The sequence below is a fragment of the Acidovorax sp. FW305-C-20-28 genome, assembly GCF_058783375.1.
The window spans coordinates 113,326-127,332 of the sequence record NZ_JBYSYM010000013.1 but is presented as its reverse complement, the minus strand read 5'-3'; the positions used below and the strand labels follow the sequence as shown (position 1 = coordinate 127,332).

Here is a 14,007-nt window from a genome sequence, read left to right as displayed (position 1 = left end):
CCTGCTGTCCCACGTGAGCAATATCCACCCCACCGCCCTCGTCGCCGACGGCGCCCGCCTGGACCCTTCGGTGCGGGTCGGGCCCTATGCCGTGATCGGCCCGAACGTGGCGATCGGTGCCGGCACCACGGTGGGTGCCCACTGCGTGATCGAAGGGCACACCACCATCGGCCAGGACAACCGCATCTTCCAGTTCGCCTCGCTGGGTGCCGACCCGCAGGACAAGAAGTACGCGGGCGAGCCCACGCGCCTGGTGATCGGCCACCGCAACACCATCCGCGAGTTCTGTACCTTCAACACCGGCACGGTGCAGGACCGCGGCGAGACCACGGTGGGCGACGACAACTGGATCATGGCCTACGTGCACGTCGCACACGACTGCGCCATCGGCGACCAGACCACCCTGGCCAACAACACCACGCTCGCGGGCCATGTGGAGGTGGGCGACTGGGCCACCGTGGGCGGGCTCACCGGCGTGCTGCAGCGCATGCGTGTGGGCGCTCACACCATGGTCGGCTTCTCCAGCCACGTCAACAAGGATGTGCCGCCCTACATGGTGGTGGACGGCAGTCCACTGGCCGTGCGCGGCGTGAACCTGGTGGGCCTGCGCCGGCGTGATTTCTCGGCCCAGCGCATCGCCGCGATCCGCGAGATGCACAAGCTGCTGTACCGCCAGGGCCTGTCGCTGGACGAGGCGCGCAAGGCCATTCTCGCACTGGCTGCCGATATGCCCGAGGCCGCCGCCGACGTGGCATTGATGGATGCTTTTCTGGAAAGCTCTGCCGCCGGCATTGCGCGGTGATCCCTTTTCGAGAGACGGCTGAATGACGGACAAGGCGCCCCGCGTGGCGATGGTCGCAGGCGAAGCCTCGGGCGACCTGCTGGCCGGCCTGCTGCTCGATGGCATGCAGGCCCGCTGGCCGGCCGCCACGGCGCATGGCATCGGCGGGCCGCAGATGGCCCGGCGCGGCTTTGCCGCCTGGTGGCCCAGCGACAAGCTGGCGGTGCATGGCTACAGCGTGGAAGTTTTTCGCCGCCTGCGCGAGCTGCTTTCCATCCGCAAGCAGCTGCGCAACCGTCTGCTGGCCGATAGGCCCGACATCTTCATCGGCGTGGATGCGCCCGATTTCAACCTGGGGCTGGAGGCCGACCTGCGTGCGGCGGGCATCCCCACCGTGCACTTCGTCTGCCCTTCGATCTGGGCCTGGCGCGCCGACCGCGTGGAGAAGATCCGCAAAAGCGCCGGCCACGTGCTGTGCATCTTCCCGTTCGAGCCCGAGCTGCTGGCGCGCCACGGCATCGCGGCGACCTACGTGGGCCACCCGCTGGCCAGCGTGATCCCCGAGGTACCCGACCGCAGCGGCGCGCGTGCACGCCTGGGCCTGGCCGATGGCGACGAGGTGCTGGCCATTCTGCCGGGCAGCCGCTCGGCCGAGGTGCAGTACATTGCCCCGGCGTTTTTCCAGGCCGCGGCGCTGCTGCGCCAGGCGCGCCCGAATCTGCGCATGGTGGTGCCTGCCGTGCCCGCGCTGCAGGCGCGCATCGAGCAGGTGGCGCGTGAGCAGGGCGTGGCCGACATGCTGCAGATCGTCACCGGCCAGTCGCACACGGTGCTGGCTGCCTGCGACACGACGCTGATCGCCAGCGGCACGGCCACGCTCGAGGCCGCGCTGTTCAAGCGCCCCATGGTCATCGGCTACCACATGCACCCCTTGAGCTGGTGGCTCATGAAGCGCAAGCAGCTGCAGCCCTGGGTCGGGCTGCCCAACATCCTGTGTGGCGAATTCGTCGTGCCCGAACTGATCCAGGGCGCGGCCACGCCGCAGGCCCTGTGCGACGCCACGCTGCAATGGCTGGATGCAAAAGTGCAGCATCCCGCTACCATCACGGCTTTGGAGCAGCGTTTTTCCGCGCTGCACGCGAGCCTGCGACGCGACACCTCCCAACTGGCTGCCGATGCGATCGAGAAAATCCTTGCCACCGCTGCTGTCTGAACAGGCGAGCCTGGACTGGCATCCGCCGGGCCTGGTGGCCGGTGTGGACGAGGCTGGCCGGGGCCCGCTGGCCGGGCCCGTGGTGGCTGCGGCCGTGATTCTCGACGACCTGCGGCCCATCGCCGGGCTCGACGACTCCAAGAAGCTCACCGCGCTGCGCCGCGAAGCGCTGTTCGATGAGATCCGCGCCAAGGCCCTGTGCTTTGCGATCGCCGAGGCCAGTGTGGAGGAGATCGACCAGCTCAACATCCTGCAGGCGACCCTGCTGGCCATGCGCCGTGCGGTGATGGGCCTGCGGCTCAAGCCCGTGCGTGTGCTGGTCGACGGCAACCAGCTGCCGCGCCTGGATGTACCCGCCGAGGCCATCGTCAAGGGCGATGCGCTCGTCAAATCCATCTCTGCCGCCTCCATCCTGGCCAAGGTGCACCGTGACCGCTGGTGTGAAGAAGTGCACGCGCACTTTCCGCACTACGGCTTCTCGGCCCACAAGGGCTATGGCACCGCGGTGCACATGGAGGCCCTGCGCACCCATGGCGCCTGCATCCACCACCGCCGCTCCTTCGCCCCGGTGGCGCAGGCCCTGGTGGGGCAGCCAGCCATGTCCCAGGATATCCACATCGGCATCGGCGCATAGGGCGCCGCGGCCCTGGGGCTGCGCCTTTTTCCTGCAGCCTTGCATCCCATGACCTCATCTTCCATCACCGCCATCCATTCGCGCGACAACGCCTGGGTCAAGGACCTGCGCCGCCTGGCGCAGGACAACGGCGCCTACCGCAAGCAGGGCCGTGTCTGGCTGGAGGGCGACCACCTGTGCCGCGCGGCGCTGGAGCGCGGCGTGCAGCCGGCCGTGGCCGTTTTTGCCGAATCGCTGTGGCCATCGGCCCAGGTCGAGTGGGGCAAGGCAGCGCCCAAGGTGGTGGTGCTGGCCGATGCGCTGTTTGCCGACATCAGCGGCCTGGAGTCGCCTGCGAAGATGGGTTTCGTGCTCGGCCTGCCCGAGGGCCGGTCTCCGCAACCCGGCGTGGCCGCCGTGGTGCTCGACCGGGTGCAGGACGCGGGCAATGTGGGCTCCATCCTGCGCAGTGCCTCGGCCTTCGGTTTCCGCCAGGTGCTGGCGCTCAAGGGCAGCGCCGCGCTCTGGTCGCCCAAGGTGCTGCGCGCCGGCATGGGTGCGCATTTCGCGCTCGACCTGGTCGAGGGCCTGGCGCCCGAGGACCTGGCGGGCCTCCACCTGCCCACGCTGGTCACCAGCTCGCACCAGGGCGACTACCTGCACCGCGCCGAGCTGCCCTGGCCCTGCGCCTGGGTCATGGGGCACGAAGGGCAGGGCGTGAGCGCCGTGCTGCAGGAGCGCGCCGCGCAGCACATCCGCATCGCCCAGCCCGGTGGCGAGGAGTCGCTCAACGTGGGCGCGGCGGCCGCCATCTGCCTGCATGCGAGTGCGGCACAGCGCGCCCTGCAGGCGGGGTGCTGATCCACTTCCCCGCACGGGTTTGGATTCGGGAGTATAGCTAGGCGGGAAGCCGCAGACAGTGCTGTAGCACGGCAAGGCGAACCAACGACGCTAGACGCCCGAAGGCAAAGCCGTACTACTGGTTGCGCAGGAACTGCTGGACGAAGTCACCCTGGTTGGGCGCATCCTGGTGCGTGGTGAACACCAGCTTCTGGCCTTCCACGCGCAGCTTCATCTCAGCGCCGAACTGGCACTGGATCTGGCCCAGCGACGCGGCCTTGGCCTTGAAGCCGGCGTTGCTGCCGCACATGCTGCCCATCTGCGAGGCGACCTCGCCGCAGAAGCTGGCGATGCTGAGCTTCTTGAGCTTGTCATCGTCGATGGACTTCCAGTCCACCACGGTCTTCACCGGGCTGCCGCAGGCGCTGCTGGCCGAGGTGTCCGTGTTGGACAGATCCGTCTGCGCCGAGGCCAGGTGCTTGTCGCGGTCGAAGCGGGCCAGCTTTTCCTGCACGCCGTCCTTGTTCTGGCGCGTGTAGGCGGTCTTGAGTTCGGCCGTGTTCAGGGCCTTGCTCTTCTTTTCGTCAAATGCCAGGTCCACCGCGCCCTGGCGCCCCGGCAGGTAGGTCACGTAGCGCTCGCCGCCGCCATAGCGGTTGGCCTGCTTTTGCACCAGGCCCCAGTCGCGGCCGTCGAGGGTGGTCACATAGGCCTCGGTGCCGCTGCCGCGCTGCTCCTGCTTGCCCAGGAAGACCACCTTGTCGATCGCGTGGTTGACGCCGCTCACGCGCATCAGGGCCGTCTTGCCGTCTGTGGTCGGGGCCAGCACCACCTCCAGGCCCTGCGGGCCGGTGAACACCTGCGGGTAGGCAGCCAGGTCCTGTGCACTGGCCAGGGTGGAAAACAGTGCGCACGCGAATGCGATCGAAGTCTTGGTCATCCCGTCTCTCTTGGTGGTGTCGAACGATGCGGGAAAGTCTAGCGGAGGGTCCCGATCGGGCCTGGCCGCGCTGCGGCGAAGTTGTGTCGGTTCGTGAAAAGCTTCTCGAATCCGCGCCCGGTGCCGCAAACGCGCCCAGGCCGCGGTGCAACTGGGTAGCCATGGCGCAAGGGTGTGCATCCGTTGTCGCTGCTTGTTACAATGAAATTTGCTATGCAAGTAATAGCAAGCTGCCCCGCTTGTGTGGCGGGCTTGCGGCCGGCCCATGGCACGCAAGTTGCAGCAAATGCTGGGAAAGATGCCGGGTTAATACTTAAAGATGGGCCTCTCAGGCTACAATTGGAGGCTTTCCCGCAAACACGTCGCCCGGCCGCACCCAAAGCAAACTTCCCACAAACAGCAGTCCCAGGACCTCTTCCTGCGACTCCGGGCGACCGTAACCATTCGGAGAACCCAGTGCTTTTGTCTCTCAAGGGAACCTTCCCGCCCGCCATCCTGGCGCTCGCAGACGGCACGGTCTTTATCGGCAATTCGATCGGTGCCACCGGCACCACCGTCGGCGAGGTGGTGTTCAACACCTCCATCGTCGGCTACCAGGAAATCCTTACCGACCCGAGCTACTGCCAGCAGATCGTCACCCTGACGTATCCGCACATCGGCAACTACGGCGTCAATTCCGAGGACATCGAAGCCGACAAGGTCCATGCCGCAGGCCTGATCATCAAGGATCTGCCGCTCCTGGCCAGCAACTTCCGCTCCACCGAGACGCTGTCGCAGTACCTCGTGCGCGAGCGCACCGTGGCCATCGCCAGCATCGACACCCGCAAGCTCACCCGCCTGCTGCGCGAAAAGGGTGCGCAGAACGGTGCCATCATCGGCCTCGCAGAAGGCCAGGATGTGACACAGGCGCTGATCGACCAGGCGCTGGCCGCTGCCAAGGCAGCGCCCAGCATGGCCGGGCTGGACCTGGCCAAGGTCGTCTCCACCAAGGCCACCTACGAGTGGACCGAGACCGAGTGGGCCCTGGGCAAGGGCTACGGCAAGCTCGAGGCCCCGCAGTTCCATGTGGTGGCCTACGACTACGGCGTGAAGAAGAACATCCTGCGCATGCTGGCCCAGCGCGGCTGCAAGGTCACCGTGGTGCCCGCGCAGACGCCCGCCGCCGACGTGCTGGCCATGAAGCCGGACGGCGTGTTCCTGTCCAATGGCCCTGGCGACCCGGAGCCCTGCGACTACGCGATCGCTGCCACACGCACCATCGTCGAAAGCGGCGTGCCCACCTTCGGCATCTGCCTGGGCCACCAGATCATGGCCCTGGCCGCCGGCGCCAAGACCTTCAAGATGGCCAACAGCCACCACGGTGCCAACCACCCCGTGAAGGACCTCGATACCGGCCGCGTGAGCATCACCAGCCAGAACCACGGCTTCGCGGTGGAGATGGACTCGCTGCCCGCCAACCTGCGGGCCACGCACGTGAGCCTGTTCGACGGCACGCTGCAGGGCCTGGTGCACAAGGACAAGCCGGCGTTCTGCTTCCAGGGCCACCCCGAGGCATCGCCCGGCCCGCACGACATCGCCTACCTGTTCGATCGCTTCACCGACGCGATGCGGGCCGCGCGCACCCAATAAGCCCAGCCAAGGAACCGCGCCATGAAACTCTTCAGCTTCCCCCAGGCTTCCCTCGAAAAGGCCATCCACAAGCGTGTGCTGACCCTGCCGTCGCCGCACCGCGAGTGGTTCACCGAGCGATGGGCGCAAAAACCCTATAAGAAGTCCTTCATCGAGAACAAGGCCATGCCACTGGTCACGATGGTGGCCAAGGGCAAGACCTGGGACGACGAGACCTTTGCGGAAGCCATGGCCGAGTGGGACGCGACGTTCTATGACGCGGAAACCGAAGTGCTGTTGCCCCTGGTGCAGGGCGATGGCCTGCTGCAGCTGATGCAGAAGAACCTGCCGCCCGAGCGCGCGCAGGCACTCATCGCCAAGATCAACACGCGCCGCGATGCCGCAGCCGCCGCGCCCGCCAGCCTCAAGGCAGCCGAACCCACGATCGACTGATCGACGCAACATGCCAAAACGTACAGACATCAAAAGCATCCTCATCATTGGCGCTGGCCCGATCATCATCGGCCAGGCCTGCGAGTTCGACTACTCCGGCGTGCAGGCCTGCAAGGCCCTGCGCGAAGAGGGCTACAAGGTCATCCTGATCAACAGCAACCCCGCGACGATCATGACCGACCCGGCCACGGCCGATGTGACCTACATCGAGCCCATCACCTGGCAGACGGTCGAGAAGATCATCGCCAAGGAGCGTCCCGACGCCATCCTGCCCACCATGGGCGGCCAGACCGCGCTCAACTGTGCGCTGGACCTGTGGCACCAGGGCGTGCTCGACAAGTACAAGGTCGAGCTCATCGGTGCCACGCCCGAGGCCATCGACAAGGCCGAAGACCGCCTGAAGTTCAAGGACGCGATGACCAAGATCGGCCTGGGCTCGGCGCGCTCGGGCATTGCCCACAGCATGGAAGAGGCCTGGGGCGTGCAAAAGCAGGTGGGCTTCCCCACCGTGATCCGCCCCAGCTTCACGCTGGGCGGCACGGGCGGCGGCATCGCCTACAACCCCGAAGAGTTCGAGACCATCTGCAAGCGCGGCCTGGAAGCCTCGCCCACCAACGAGCTCTTGATCGAGGAATCGCTGCTCGGCTGGAAGGAGTACGAGATGGAAGTGGTCCGCGACAAGGCGGACAACTGCATCATCATCTGCTCCATCGAGAACCTGGACCCGATGGGCGTGCACACCGGTGACTCCATCACCGTGGCCCCCGCGCAGACCCTGACCGACAAGGAATACCAGATCATGCGCAACGCCTCGCTGGCGGTGCTGCGCGAGATCGGTGTGGACACGGGCGGCTCCAACGTGCAGTTCTCGATCAACCCCAAGGACGGCCGCATGGTCGTGATCGAGATGAACCCGCGCGTCTCGCGTTCCTCGGCGCTGGCTTCCAAGGCCACGGGCTTCCCCATCGCCAAGGTCGCGGCCAAGCTGGCCGTGGGCTACACGCTCGACGAGCTGCGCAACGAGATCACGGGCGGCATCACACCGGCCTCGTTCGAGCCCTCCATCGACTACGTGGTCACCAAGATCCCGCGCTTCGCGTTCGAGAAGTTCCCCACCGCCGACAGCCGCCTGACCACGCAGATGAAGTCCGTGGGCGAGGTCATGGCCATGGGCCGCACCTTCCAGGAATCCTTCCAGAAGGCCCTGCGCGGCCTGGAAGTGGGCGTGGACGGCATGAACGAGAAGACCCAGGACCGCGAAGTGCTCGAGAAGGAACTGGGCGAGCCCGGCCCCGAGCGCATCTGGTATGTGGGCGATGCCTTTGCCATGGGCCTGTCGGTCGACGAGGTGTTCGAGCTGACCAAGATCGACAAGTGGTTCCTGGTGCAGATCGAGCAGATCGTGAAGATCGAGCTGGATATCGATCAGCTCGTCGCCGAGAAGGGCGAGGGCGCACTGGCCGCCATCGATGCCACGACGCTGCGCACCCTCAAGCAAAAGGGCTTCTCCGACCGCCGCCTGGCCAAGCTGCTCAAAACCAGCGAGAAGGCCGTGCGCGAGGCGCGCCGCGCGCTCAACGTGCGCCCCGTGTACAAGCGCGTGGACACCTGCGCAGCCGAGTTCGCGACCAACACCGCCTACCTGTACTCCACCTACGACGAGGAGTGCGAGGCCGAGCCGACGAACAACAAGAAGATCATGGTGCTGGGCGGTGGCCCCAACCGCATCGGCCAGGGCATCGAGTTCGACTACTGCTGCGTGCACGCGGCGCTGGCGATGCGCGAGGACGGCTACGAGACCATCATGGTCAACTGCAATCCCGAGACCGTCTCCACCGACTACGACACCTCCGACCGCCTGTACTTCGAGCCCGTGACGCTCGAAGACGTGCTGGAGATCGTGGACAAGGAAAAGCCGGTCGGCGTGATCGTGCAGTACGGTGGCCAGACGCCCCTGAAGCTCGCCCTGGGCCTCGAAGCCGAAGGCGTGCCGATCATCGGAACCACGCCGGACATGATCGACGCGGCCGAAGACCGCGAGCGCTTCCAGAAGCTGCTGGGCGACCTGGGCCTGCGCCAGCCGCCCAACGCCACGGCCCGTACCGAGCCTGAAGCCCTGGAAAAGGCCGCCGCCCTGGGCTATCCCCTGGTGGTGCGCCCCAGCTACGTGCTGGGTGGCCGCGCGATGGAGATCGTGCACGAGCAGCGCGACCTGGAGCGCTACATGCGCGAAGCCGTCAAGGTGAGCAACGACTCGCCCGTGCTGCTGGATCGCTTCCTGAGCAATGCCATCGAGTGCGACGTCGACTGCGTGCGCGACTCCACGGGCGTCACCTTCATCGGCGGCGTCATGGAGCACATCGAGCAGGCCGGCGTGCACAGCGGCGACTCCGCCTGCTCGCTGCCCCCGTACTACCTGTCGCAGGCCACGGTGGACGAGATCAAGCGCCAGACGGCGGCCATGGCCCAGGGCCTGAACGTGGTCGGCCTGATGAACGTGCAGTTCGCGATCCAGGAGACAGATGGCAAGGACGTGATCTACGTGCTCGAAGTGAACCCGCGCGCCTCGCGCACGGTGCCTTTCGTGAGCAAGGCCACGGGCATCCAGCTGGCCAAGGTGGCTGCGCGTTGCATGGCCGGCCAGACCCTGGCTTCGCAGGGCATCACCAAGGAAGTGACGCCGCCGTACTTCAGCGTGAAGGAGGCCGTGTTCCCCTTCGTGAAGTTCCCTGGTGTGGACACCATTCTCGGCCCCGAGATGAAGTCCACCGGCGAAGTCATGGGTGTGGGCAAGACCTTCGGCGAAGCCTTCGTGAAGAGCCAGATGGGAGCGGGCACCAAGCTGCCGACTTCCGGCAAGGTCTTCCTCACGGTGAAGAACGCCGACAAGCCCCGTGCCGTGGACATCGCGCGCCAACTGGTGACCCTGGGCTTCGAGCTCGTGGCCACCAAGGGCACGGCCGCCGCCATCGACGCGGCCGGCGTGCCGGTGCAGGTGGTCAACAAGGTGACCGAAGGCCGCCCACACATCGTGGACATGATCAAGAACAACGAGATCGTGATGGTCATCAACACCGTGGAAGAGCGCCGTAACGCGATCGCCGATTCGCGTGCCATCCGCACCTCGTCGCTGCTGGCCCGCGTGACCACCTTCACCACCATCTTCGGCGCCGAAGCGGCCGTGGAAGGCATGAAGTACATGGACAAGCTGGACGTGTACTCGGTGCAGGAGCTGCACGCACAGTTGGCGGCTGCCTGATCCCGCAGGCAGGCCCGCAACGGCTGCGAAGCCCCGGGGAGGTGACTCCACGGGGCTTTTTTGCTTGGGGCGTGCGGAGTTGCCCTGTTGCCTGCCGCCAGGGCTTGGCGCTAGATTGGCGCCATGCCTGCAGCCCCTGCATCCGCCTCACCCGCATTGCGCCAGTGGACGACCGATGTGGTCGCGCCCGCGGCGCGCCTGGACTACTGGGTGGGCGCCATCTGCGAGGCCTTCCTGGAAATGGACTGCAGCTCGCGCGAGGCGACCACCTTCGACGGCATGCTGCAGAGCCTGCCGGTGGCCAGCCTCTCGGTCAACCAGGTGCGCGCCTCCACGCAGGATGTGTACCGCACGCCGGCCGGCATTGCCTGCAGCCGGCAACTACCGTTCTACCTGATCGCCCAGGCCGAGGCATCCTGGCATGTGCGCCAGGATGGCCGGGTGGCCCATCTTCGCCCGGGGGATGTGGCGCTGGTGGATTCGGCCCGGCCCTATGAGCTGCATTTCCCGGAGGGTGTGCACTGCGTCTCGCTGCAGCTGCCGCGCGCCTGGGTGGGGCAGTGGCTGGCCCAGGCCGAGGCACTGGGGCCCCGTGTGGCCTGGCGTGACCAGGGCTGGGGCCAGAGTCTGGGCGCCTTGGCCGTGCAACTGGCGCGTGACCCGGGTTCGGCCCAGGCCTTGCCACCCGCGCTGCTGTCGGACCACCTGGGGGCCTTGCTGTCGGCCGCGCTGGAGCAGCCCCCGGCACCTGCCAGTGCCACCCAGGGCCTGCATGCGCACCTGGCGGCGCGGATGGCGGCGCGGATCGACCAGGGTGGCCTGTCGGCGCAGGCGCTGGCCGACGAAGCCGGGGTCTCGCTGCGCACCCTGCACCGTGCGTTCGCGGCCCAGGGCGGCAGCTTTGCGGGCACGCTGCGCCAGATGCGCCTGGCGCGGGCTGGCGAACTGCTGCGCCGCCCCCAACTGGCCCATGTCTCCGTGGCCGAGATCGGGCGGCGCTGCGGCTTTGCCGATGCCTCCCACTTTGCGCGTGCCTTCCAGCGCGCCATGGGCGCCACGCCGGCCGCATGGCGGCGGCGCTGAGGGCGGCTGGCACACACAGCACAGGGGCCTGGCACGCACAGGCCATCCAGGCATCCGCCTGTCTCCTAAGGTATCGCCAGGGCAGGGCATGTCGCCTGGCCTGTCGCAACCACCCAAGGAGACAACGATGGCGGATACCTATGTCCTGGTCCATGGCGCATGGCACACCGGCGCCGAGATGGAGGCCACGGCCGGCCACCTGCGCGCACGCGGCCACACCGTGCACTGCCCCACACTGGCGGGCAACCGGCCCGGCGATGAGCGAGCAGCCACGGGGCTGGCCGAAGCGGTGGCTTCGCTGGCGGCTTTCATCGAGGAGCAGAAGCTCAGCGACGTGCGCCTGGTGGGCCACAGCTACGGCGGCATGGTGATCAGCCACATGCCTGCCCGTGTGCCGGGGCGTATCCGCCGGCTGGTGTACTGGAATGCCTTCGTCCCGCAGGACGGGGAATGCCTCAACGACCTGGTGCCGCCGCACTACCGCGCGCTGTTCGACCGGGTCGCGGCGGCCAATGGCAATGCGGTGATGCTGCCCTACCCGATCTGGCGCGAGGCCTTCATCAACGATGCCGACGAGGCCCTGGCGAAAAGCAGCTATGCGCTGCTCAACCCGCACCCCTACCGCACCTTCACCGAGCCCGCGCGCCTGCCCGTGCCGCTGGCGGCGCTGGAGATCGGCAAGAGCTACCTCAATGCCCAGCAGGACGTGGCCTTGCCCCACAGCCTGCCCTGGCATCCGCGCCTGTCGGAGCGGCTGGGCCTGTTCCGACTGGTGGAGTGCCAGGGCAGCCACGAGATCTGTTTCTCCGATCCGGCGCTGGCCGCGGCCAGCATCGAGCGGGCGGGGCGGGACTGAGCCCGGGGCCCTTTGGCCGGGTGGGGTTGGGCGCTTGGACCCGCGCCCAACACGCGGCATAATCATGTCCATGACACCGCCCGGCCCAGGCCCGGCGGTGTCGTTTTTTTGACAAACCCGAACGACAACGGACATGACCACCATTCCCATCACCAAGCGCGGCGCGGAGAAGCTGCGCGAAGAGCTGCACCGCCTGAAGACCGTGGACCGCCCCTGGGTGATCACGGCCATTTCCGACGCCCGCGCGCAGGGTGACCTGAGCGAAAACGCCGAGTACGAGGCCGCCAAGGACCGCCAAGGCTTCATCGAAGGCCGTATCCAGGAGGTGGAGGGCAAGTTGTCCGCCGCATTGATCATCGACCCGACCGCAGTGGACGCGGGGGGCAAGGTGGTGTTCGGTGCCACGGTGGAGCTGGAGGATGAAGAGTCCGGCGATACGGTGACCTACCAGATCGTGGGCGAAGACGAGGCCGACCTCAAGCTGGGCCTGATCAACGTCTCCAGCCCCATCGCGCGTGCGCTGATCGGCAAGGAAGAGGGCGATACCGCCGAGGTGCAGGCGCCCGGCGGCATCCGCCGCTACGAAGTGGTGGCTGTCAGCTACATCTGAGGCACGGGCCTGTCGATTCCATGATCGCTGCGCGCCTGCCGGCCCTGGTTGCCGCCTTGTGGTGGGGCAGTCTCACCACCGTGGGTTTCCTGGTGGTTCCCCTGCTGTTCGCCCACCTGCCGTCACCCGCCCTGGCCGGGCAGATGGCGGCCAGGCTGTTCGCCGCCCAGACCTGGGTCACGGTGGCCTGCTGCGTGCTGCTGTTGCTCATGTCCCGGCGCCGGCACGAAGAGGTGCAGGAGCCCTGGGCCCAGGCGGCCCTGGGCTTCGTGCTGGGTGGCCTGTTGCTCGCCCTGCTGGTGCAGTACGGTGTGTCGCCACGCATCGTGGCCCGGCAGGACCTGCGCCTGTGGCACTCGGTGGGCACGGGCATGTACGTGCTGCAATGGGTGTGCGCGCTGGTGGTGCTGTGGCGCACCGTGCAGGTCCAGGCCGTACCCACCACCGCACCGGTGGCGGCGCAGCCCGCGCCCTGATCACATTTACTCGTGCCAGTGCTCCGCCACCCAGGTGGCGGGGCGGATATAGCGAAAACGCCGGTTGCGCCGGCCGGCCAGCGCATCGGGGGGATTGCACTCGCCATGGAAGATCACGATGCGCGCATCCGCCGGCACGAAAGGCGCCTTCCAGTAGTTGCTGGGCCAAGCGGGGATGCCGTGGTACTTGAAGCTCGGGCACCAGGCGGCAGGCCAGTAGGTGAGCTTGCCCTGGCGGTGCAGAAAGTCCGACAGGTAGGCCTGTTCGTTGCGAAATTGCTCGCGGATCTCTGCGAAGTGGCCGCGGAAGTACTCGAGCACATCGGGGTGCGCGCCCAGCTCGAAGCGGTAGACCGACGAATTGCCGGTGATGCGCCAGGGCCGCTTGTAGTCGTGGATGATGAGAAATTCACCCGGCTGGGTGAAGAAATCGTCCAGGGATCCGGTGACCACCACGTCCACGTCGAGGAACAGCGCCGTGCCACGCAGGCCGTGCAGGTCGGCACTGAAGGTCACGAGCTTGGTCCAGCCGCGTTCGGGGATGCCGGCGGGCAGGTCCAGGGGCGGAATGGGCAGGCACTGCACTTCGCGGCGGATGCCGGCACCGTTGTCCGTGAGGCAGACGAAATGGAAGTCGCCCGACAGATGCCGGCGTACCATGGCGTAGAGCCGGTTGACGTACTCGGGGCCGTATTTCGTGCCCCATTTCATGCAGATGACGTGGCGCTGGCCCCCGGGGGCTGCAGCGCTGCCGGCAGGCGTGGCAGGGGCGAGCATGCGGATCAGTCGGCCTGGCGCTTCTTGACGGACTTCTGCTTGGGTTTCTTGGCCCGCTTGATCTGGCCGCCGGGTGTCAGGCGCTGGTTGCCCAGCACGCGCAGCTGCTTGATCTCGGGGCGCTGGCCGCCGCGCTTGCTGAATTTGAGCACCTTGACGTCGCGCGGGCCGGGCATGCGGTCTTCGTCGAGCACGCGCTCCTTCACCGGCTGGGGGCGCCACAGCACGAGGAGCTTGCCGATGTGCTGGATCGGGGCGGCGTTCAGGTCGGCCGTGAGCTGCTGGTACATCAGCTCGCGTGCGGCGCGGTCATCGCCGAAGACGCGCACCTTGATCAGCCCGTGGGCGTTCAGGGCAGCGTCGATTTCCTTCTGGACGGCGGGGGTGAGGCCGTCGCCGCCCACGAGGACCACGGGGTCGAGGTGGTGGGCATTGGCGCGGTGTTCCCGGCGCTCAGCGGGAGTCAGTTGAATTTGGGGCATGGGCCGTATTATCGAG

At 67.2% G+C, this 14,007-nt stretch carries 14 protein-coding genes; 11 read left to right on the top strand and 3 right to left on the bottom strand.

What is annotated here, in order from left to right:
- Window positions 1-4: 4 nt before the first annotated feature.
- The 4 genes from lpxA to AC3WOH_RS16510 are packed head-to-tail and all read left to right on the top strand — an operon-like array spanning window position 5 to window position 3,468.
- Window positions 5-802 carry an acyl-ACP--UDP-N-acetylglucosamine O-acyltransferase gene (gene lpxA / locus AC3WOH_RS16525; protein ID WP_492230440.1) on the top strand — a complete coding sequence of 266 codons (798 nt, stop codon included), beginning with the start codon at window positions 5-7 and terminating at the stop codon, window positions 800-802.
- 22 nt (window positions 803-824) lie between these two features.
- On the top strand, window positions 825-1,994 hold the full coding sequence (gene lpxB, locus AC3WOH_RS16520; protein ID WP_492230396.1) for a lipid-A-disaccharide synthase: 1,170 nt from the start codon (window positions 825-827) through the stop codon (window positions 1,992-1,994).
- The gene (gene rnhB / locus AC3WOH_RS16515) at window positions 1,957-2,628 is read left to right on the top strand and encodes a ribonuclease HII (RefSeq protein WP_492230395.1); all 672 of its coding nucleotides are present in this window, start codon (window positions 1,957-1,959) and stop codon (window positions 2,626-2,628) included. Before lpxB ends, rnhB begins: the two co-directional genes overlap by 38 nt.
- A gap of 48 nt (window positions 2,629-2,676) precedes the next feature.
- Window positions 2,677-3,468 carry a TrmH family RNA methyltransferase gene (locus AC3WOH_RS16510; RefSeq protein WP_492230394.1) on the top strand — a complete coding sequence of 264 codons (792 nt, stop codon included), beginning with the start codon at window positions 2,677-2,679 and terminating at the stop codon, window positions 3,466-3,468.
- Window positions 3,469-3,583: 115 nt separating this feature from the next.
- Here the strand turns inward: AC3WOH_RS16510 and AC3WOH_RS16505 are convergent, their stop codons facing one another.
- Entirely contained in the window at window positions 3,584-4,387 is an 804-nt protein-coding gene (locus AC3WOH_RS16505) for a hypothetical protein (RefSeq protein WP_492230392.1), read from the bottom strand.
- 456 nt (window positions 4,388-4,843) lie between these two features.
- Here AC3WOH_RS16505 and carA point away from each other — a divergent pair, with 456 nt between their 5' ends.
- The 7 genes from carA to AC3WOH_RS16470 all read left to right on the top strand — a co-directional run bounded on the left by carA (window position 4,844) and on the right by AC3WOH_RS16470 (window position 12,732).
- On the top strand, window positions 4,844-6,016 hold the full coding sequence (gene carA / locus AC3WOH_RS16500; protein WP_492230391.1) for a glutamine-hydrolyzing carbamoyl-phosphate synthase small subunit: 1,173 nt from the start codon (window positions 4,844-4,846) through the stop codon (window positions 6,014-6,016).
- A 21-nt stretch (window positions 6,017-6,037) separates the two neighbouring features.
- Entirely contained in the window at window positions 6,038-6,448 is a 411-nt protein-coding gene (locus AC3WOH_RS16495) for a hypothetical protein (RefSeq protein ID WP_492230390.1), read from the top strand.
- Between the two features lie 10 nt (window positions 6,449-6,458).
- A complete protein-coding gene (gene carB, locus AC3WOH_RS16490; protein WP_492230389.1) occupies window positions 6,459-9,707 on the top strand; it encodes a carbamoyl-phosphate synthase large subunit in 3,249 nt (1,082 codons plus the stop codon).
- Between the two features lie 123 nt (window positions 9,708-9,830).
- Window positions 9,831-10,790 carry an AraC-like ligand-binding domain-containing protein gene (locus AC3WOH_RS16485; protein WP_492230388.1) on the top strand — a complete coding sequence of 320 codons (960 nt, stop codon included), beginning with the start codon at window positions 9,831-9,833 and terminating at the stop codon, window positions 10,788-10,790.
- Between the two features lie 127 nt (window positions 10,791-10,917).
- Window positions 10,918-11,646, top strand: a complete 729-nt coding sequence (locus AC3WOH_RS16480) for an alpha/beta fold hydrolase (protein ID WP_492230387.1) — start codon at window positions 10,918-10,920, stop codon at window positions 11,644-11,646.
- Between the two features lie 133 nt (window positions 11,647-11,779).
- Window positions 11,780-12,256: a transcription elongation factor GreA gene (gene greA / locus AC3WOH_RS16475; RefSeq protein ID WP_492230386.1), complete on the top strand. Its 477-nt coding sequence runs from the start codon at window positions 11,780-11,782 to the stop codon at window positions 12,254-12,256.
- 20 nt (window positions 12,257-12,276) lie between these two features.
- On the top strand, window positions 12,277-12,732 hold the full coding sequence (locus AC3WOH_RS16470) for a DUF4149 domain-containing protein (RefSeq protein WP_492230385.1): 456 nt from the start codon (window positions 12,277-12,279) through the stop codon (window positions 12,730-12,732).
- Window positions 12,733-12,738: 6 nt separating this feature from the next.
- On the opposite strand, the gene AC3WOH_RS16465 is transcribed toward AC3WOH_RS16470, so the two are convergent.
- Both AC3WOH_RS16465 and AC3WOH_RS16460 read right to left on the bottom strand, forming a co-directional pair.
- The gene (locus AC3WOH_RS16465; protein ID WP_492230384.1) at window positions 12,739-13,509 is read right to left on the bottom strand and encodes a glycosyltransferase; all 771 of its coding nucleotides are present in this window, start codon (window positions 13,507-13,509) and stop codon (window positions 12,739-12,741) included.
- A 5-nt stretch (window positions 13,510-13,514) separates the two neighbouring features.
- Complete coding sequence (locus AC3WOH_RS16460; RefSeq protein ID WP_184862299.1) at window positions 13,515-13,991, bottom strand: YhbY family RNA-binding protein; 477 nt, start codon at window positions 13,989-13,991, stop codon at window positions 13,515-13,517.
- Window positions 13,992-14,007: the final 16 nt, after the last annotated feature.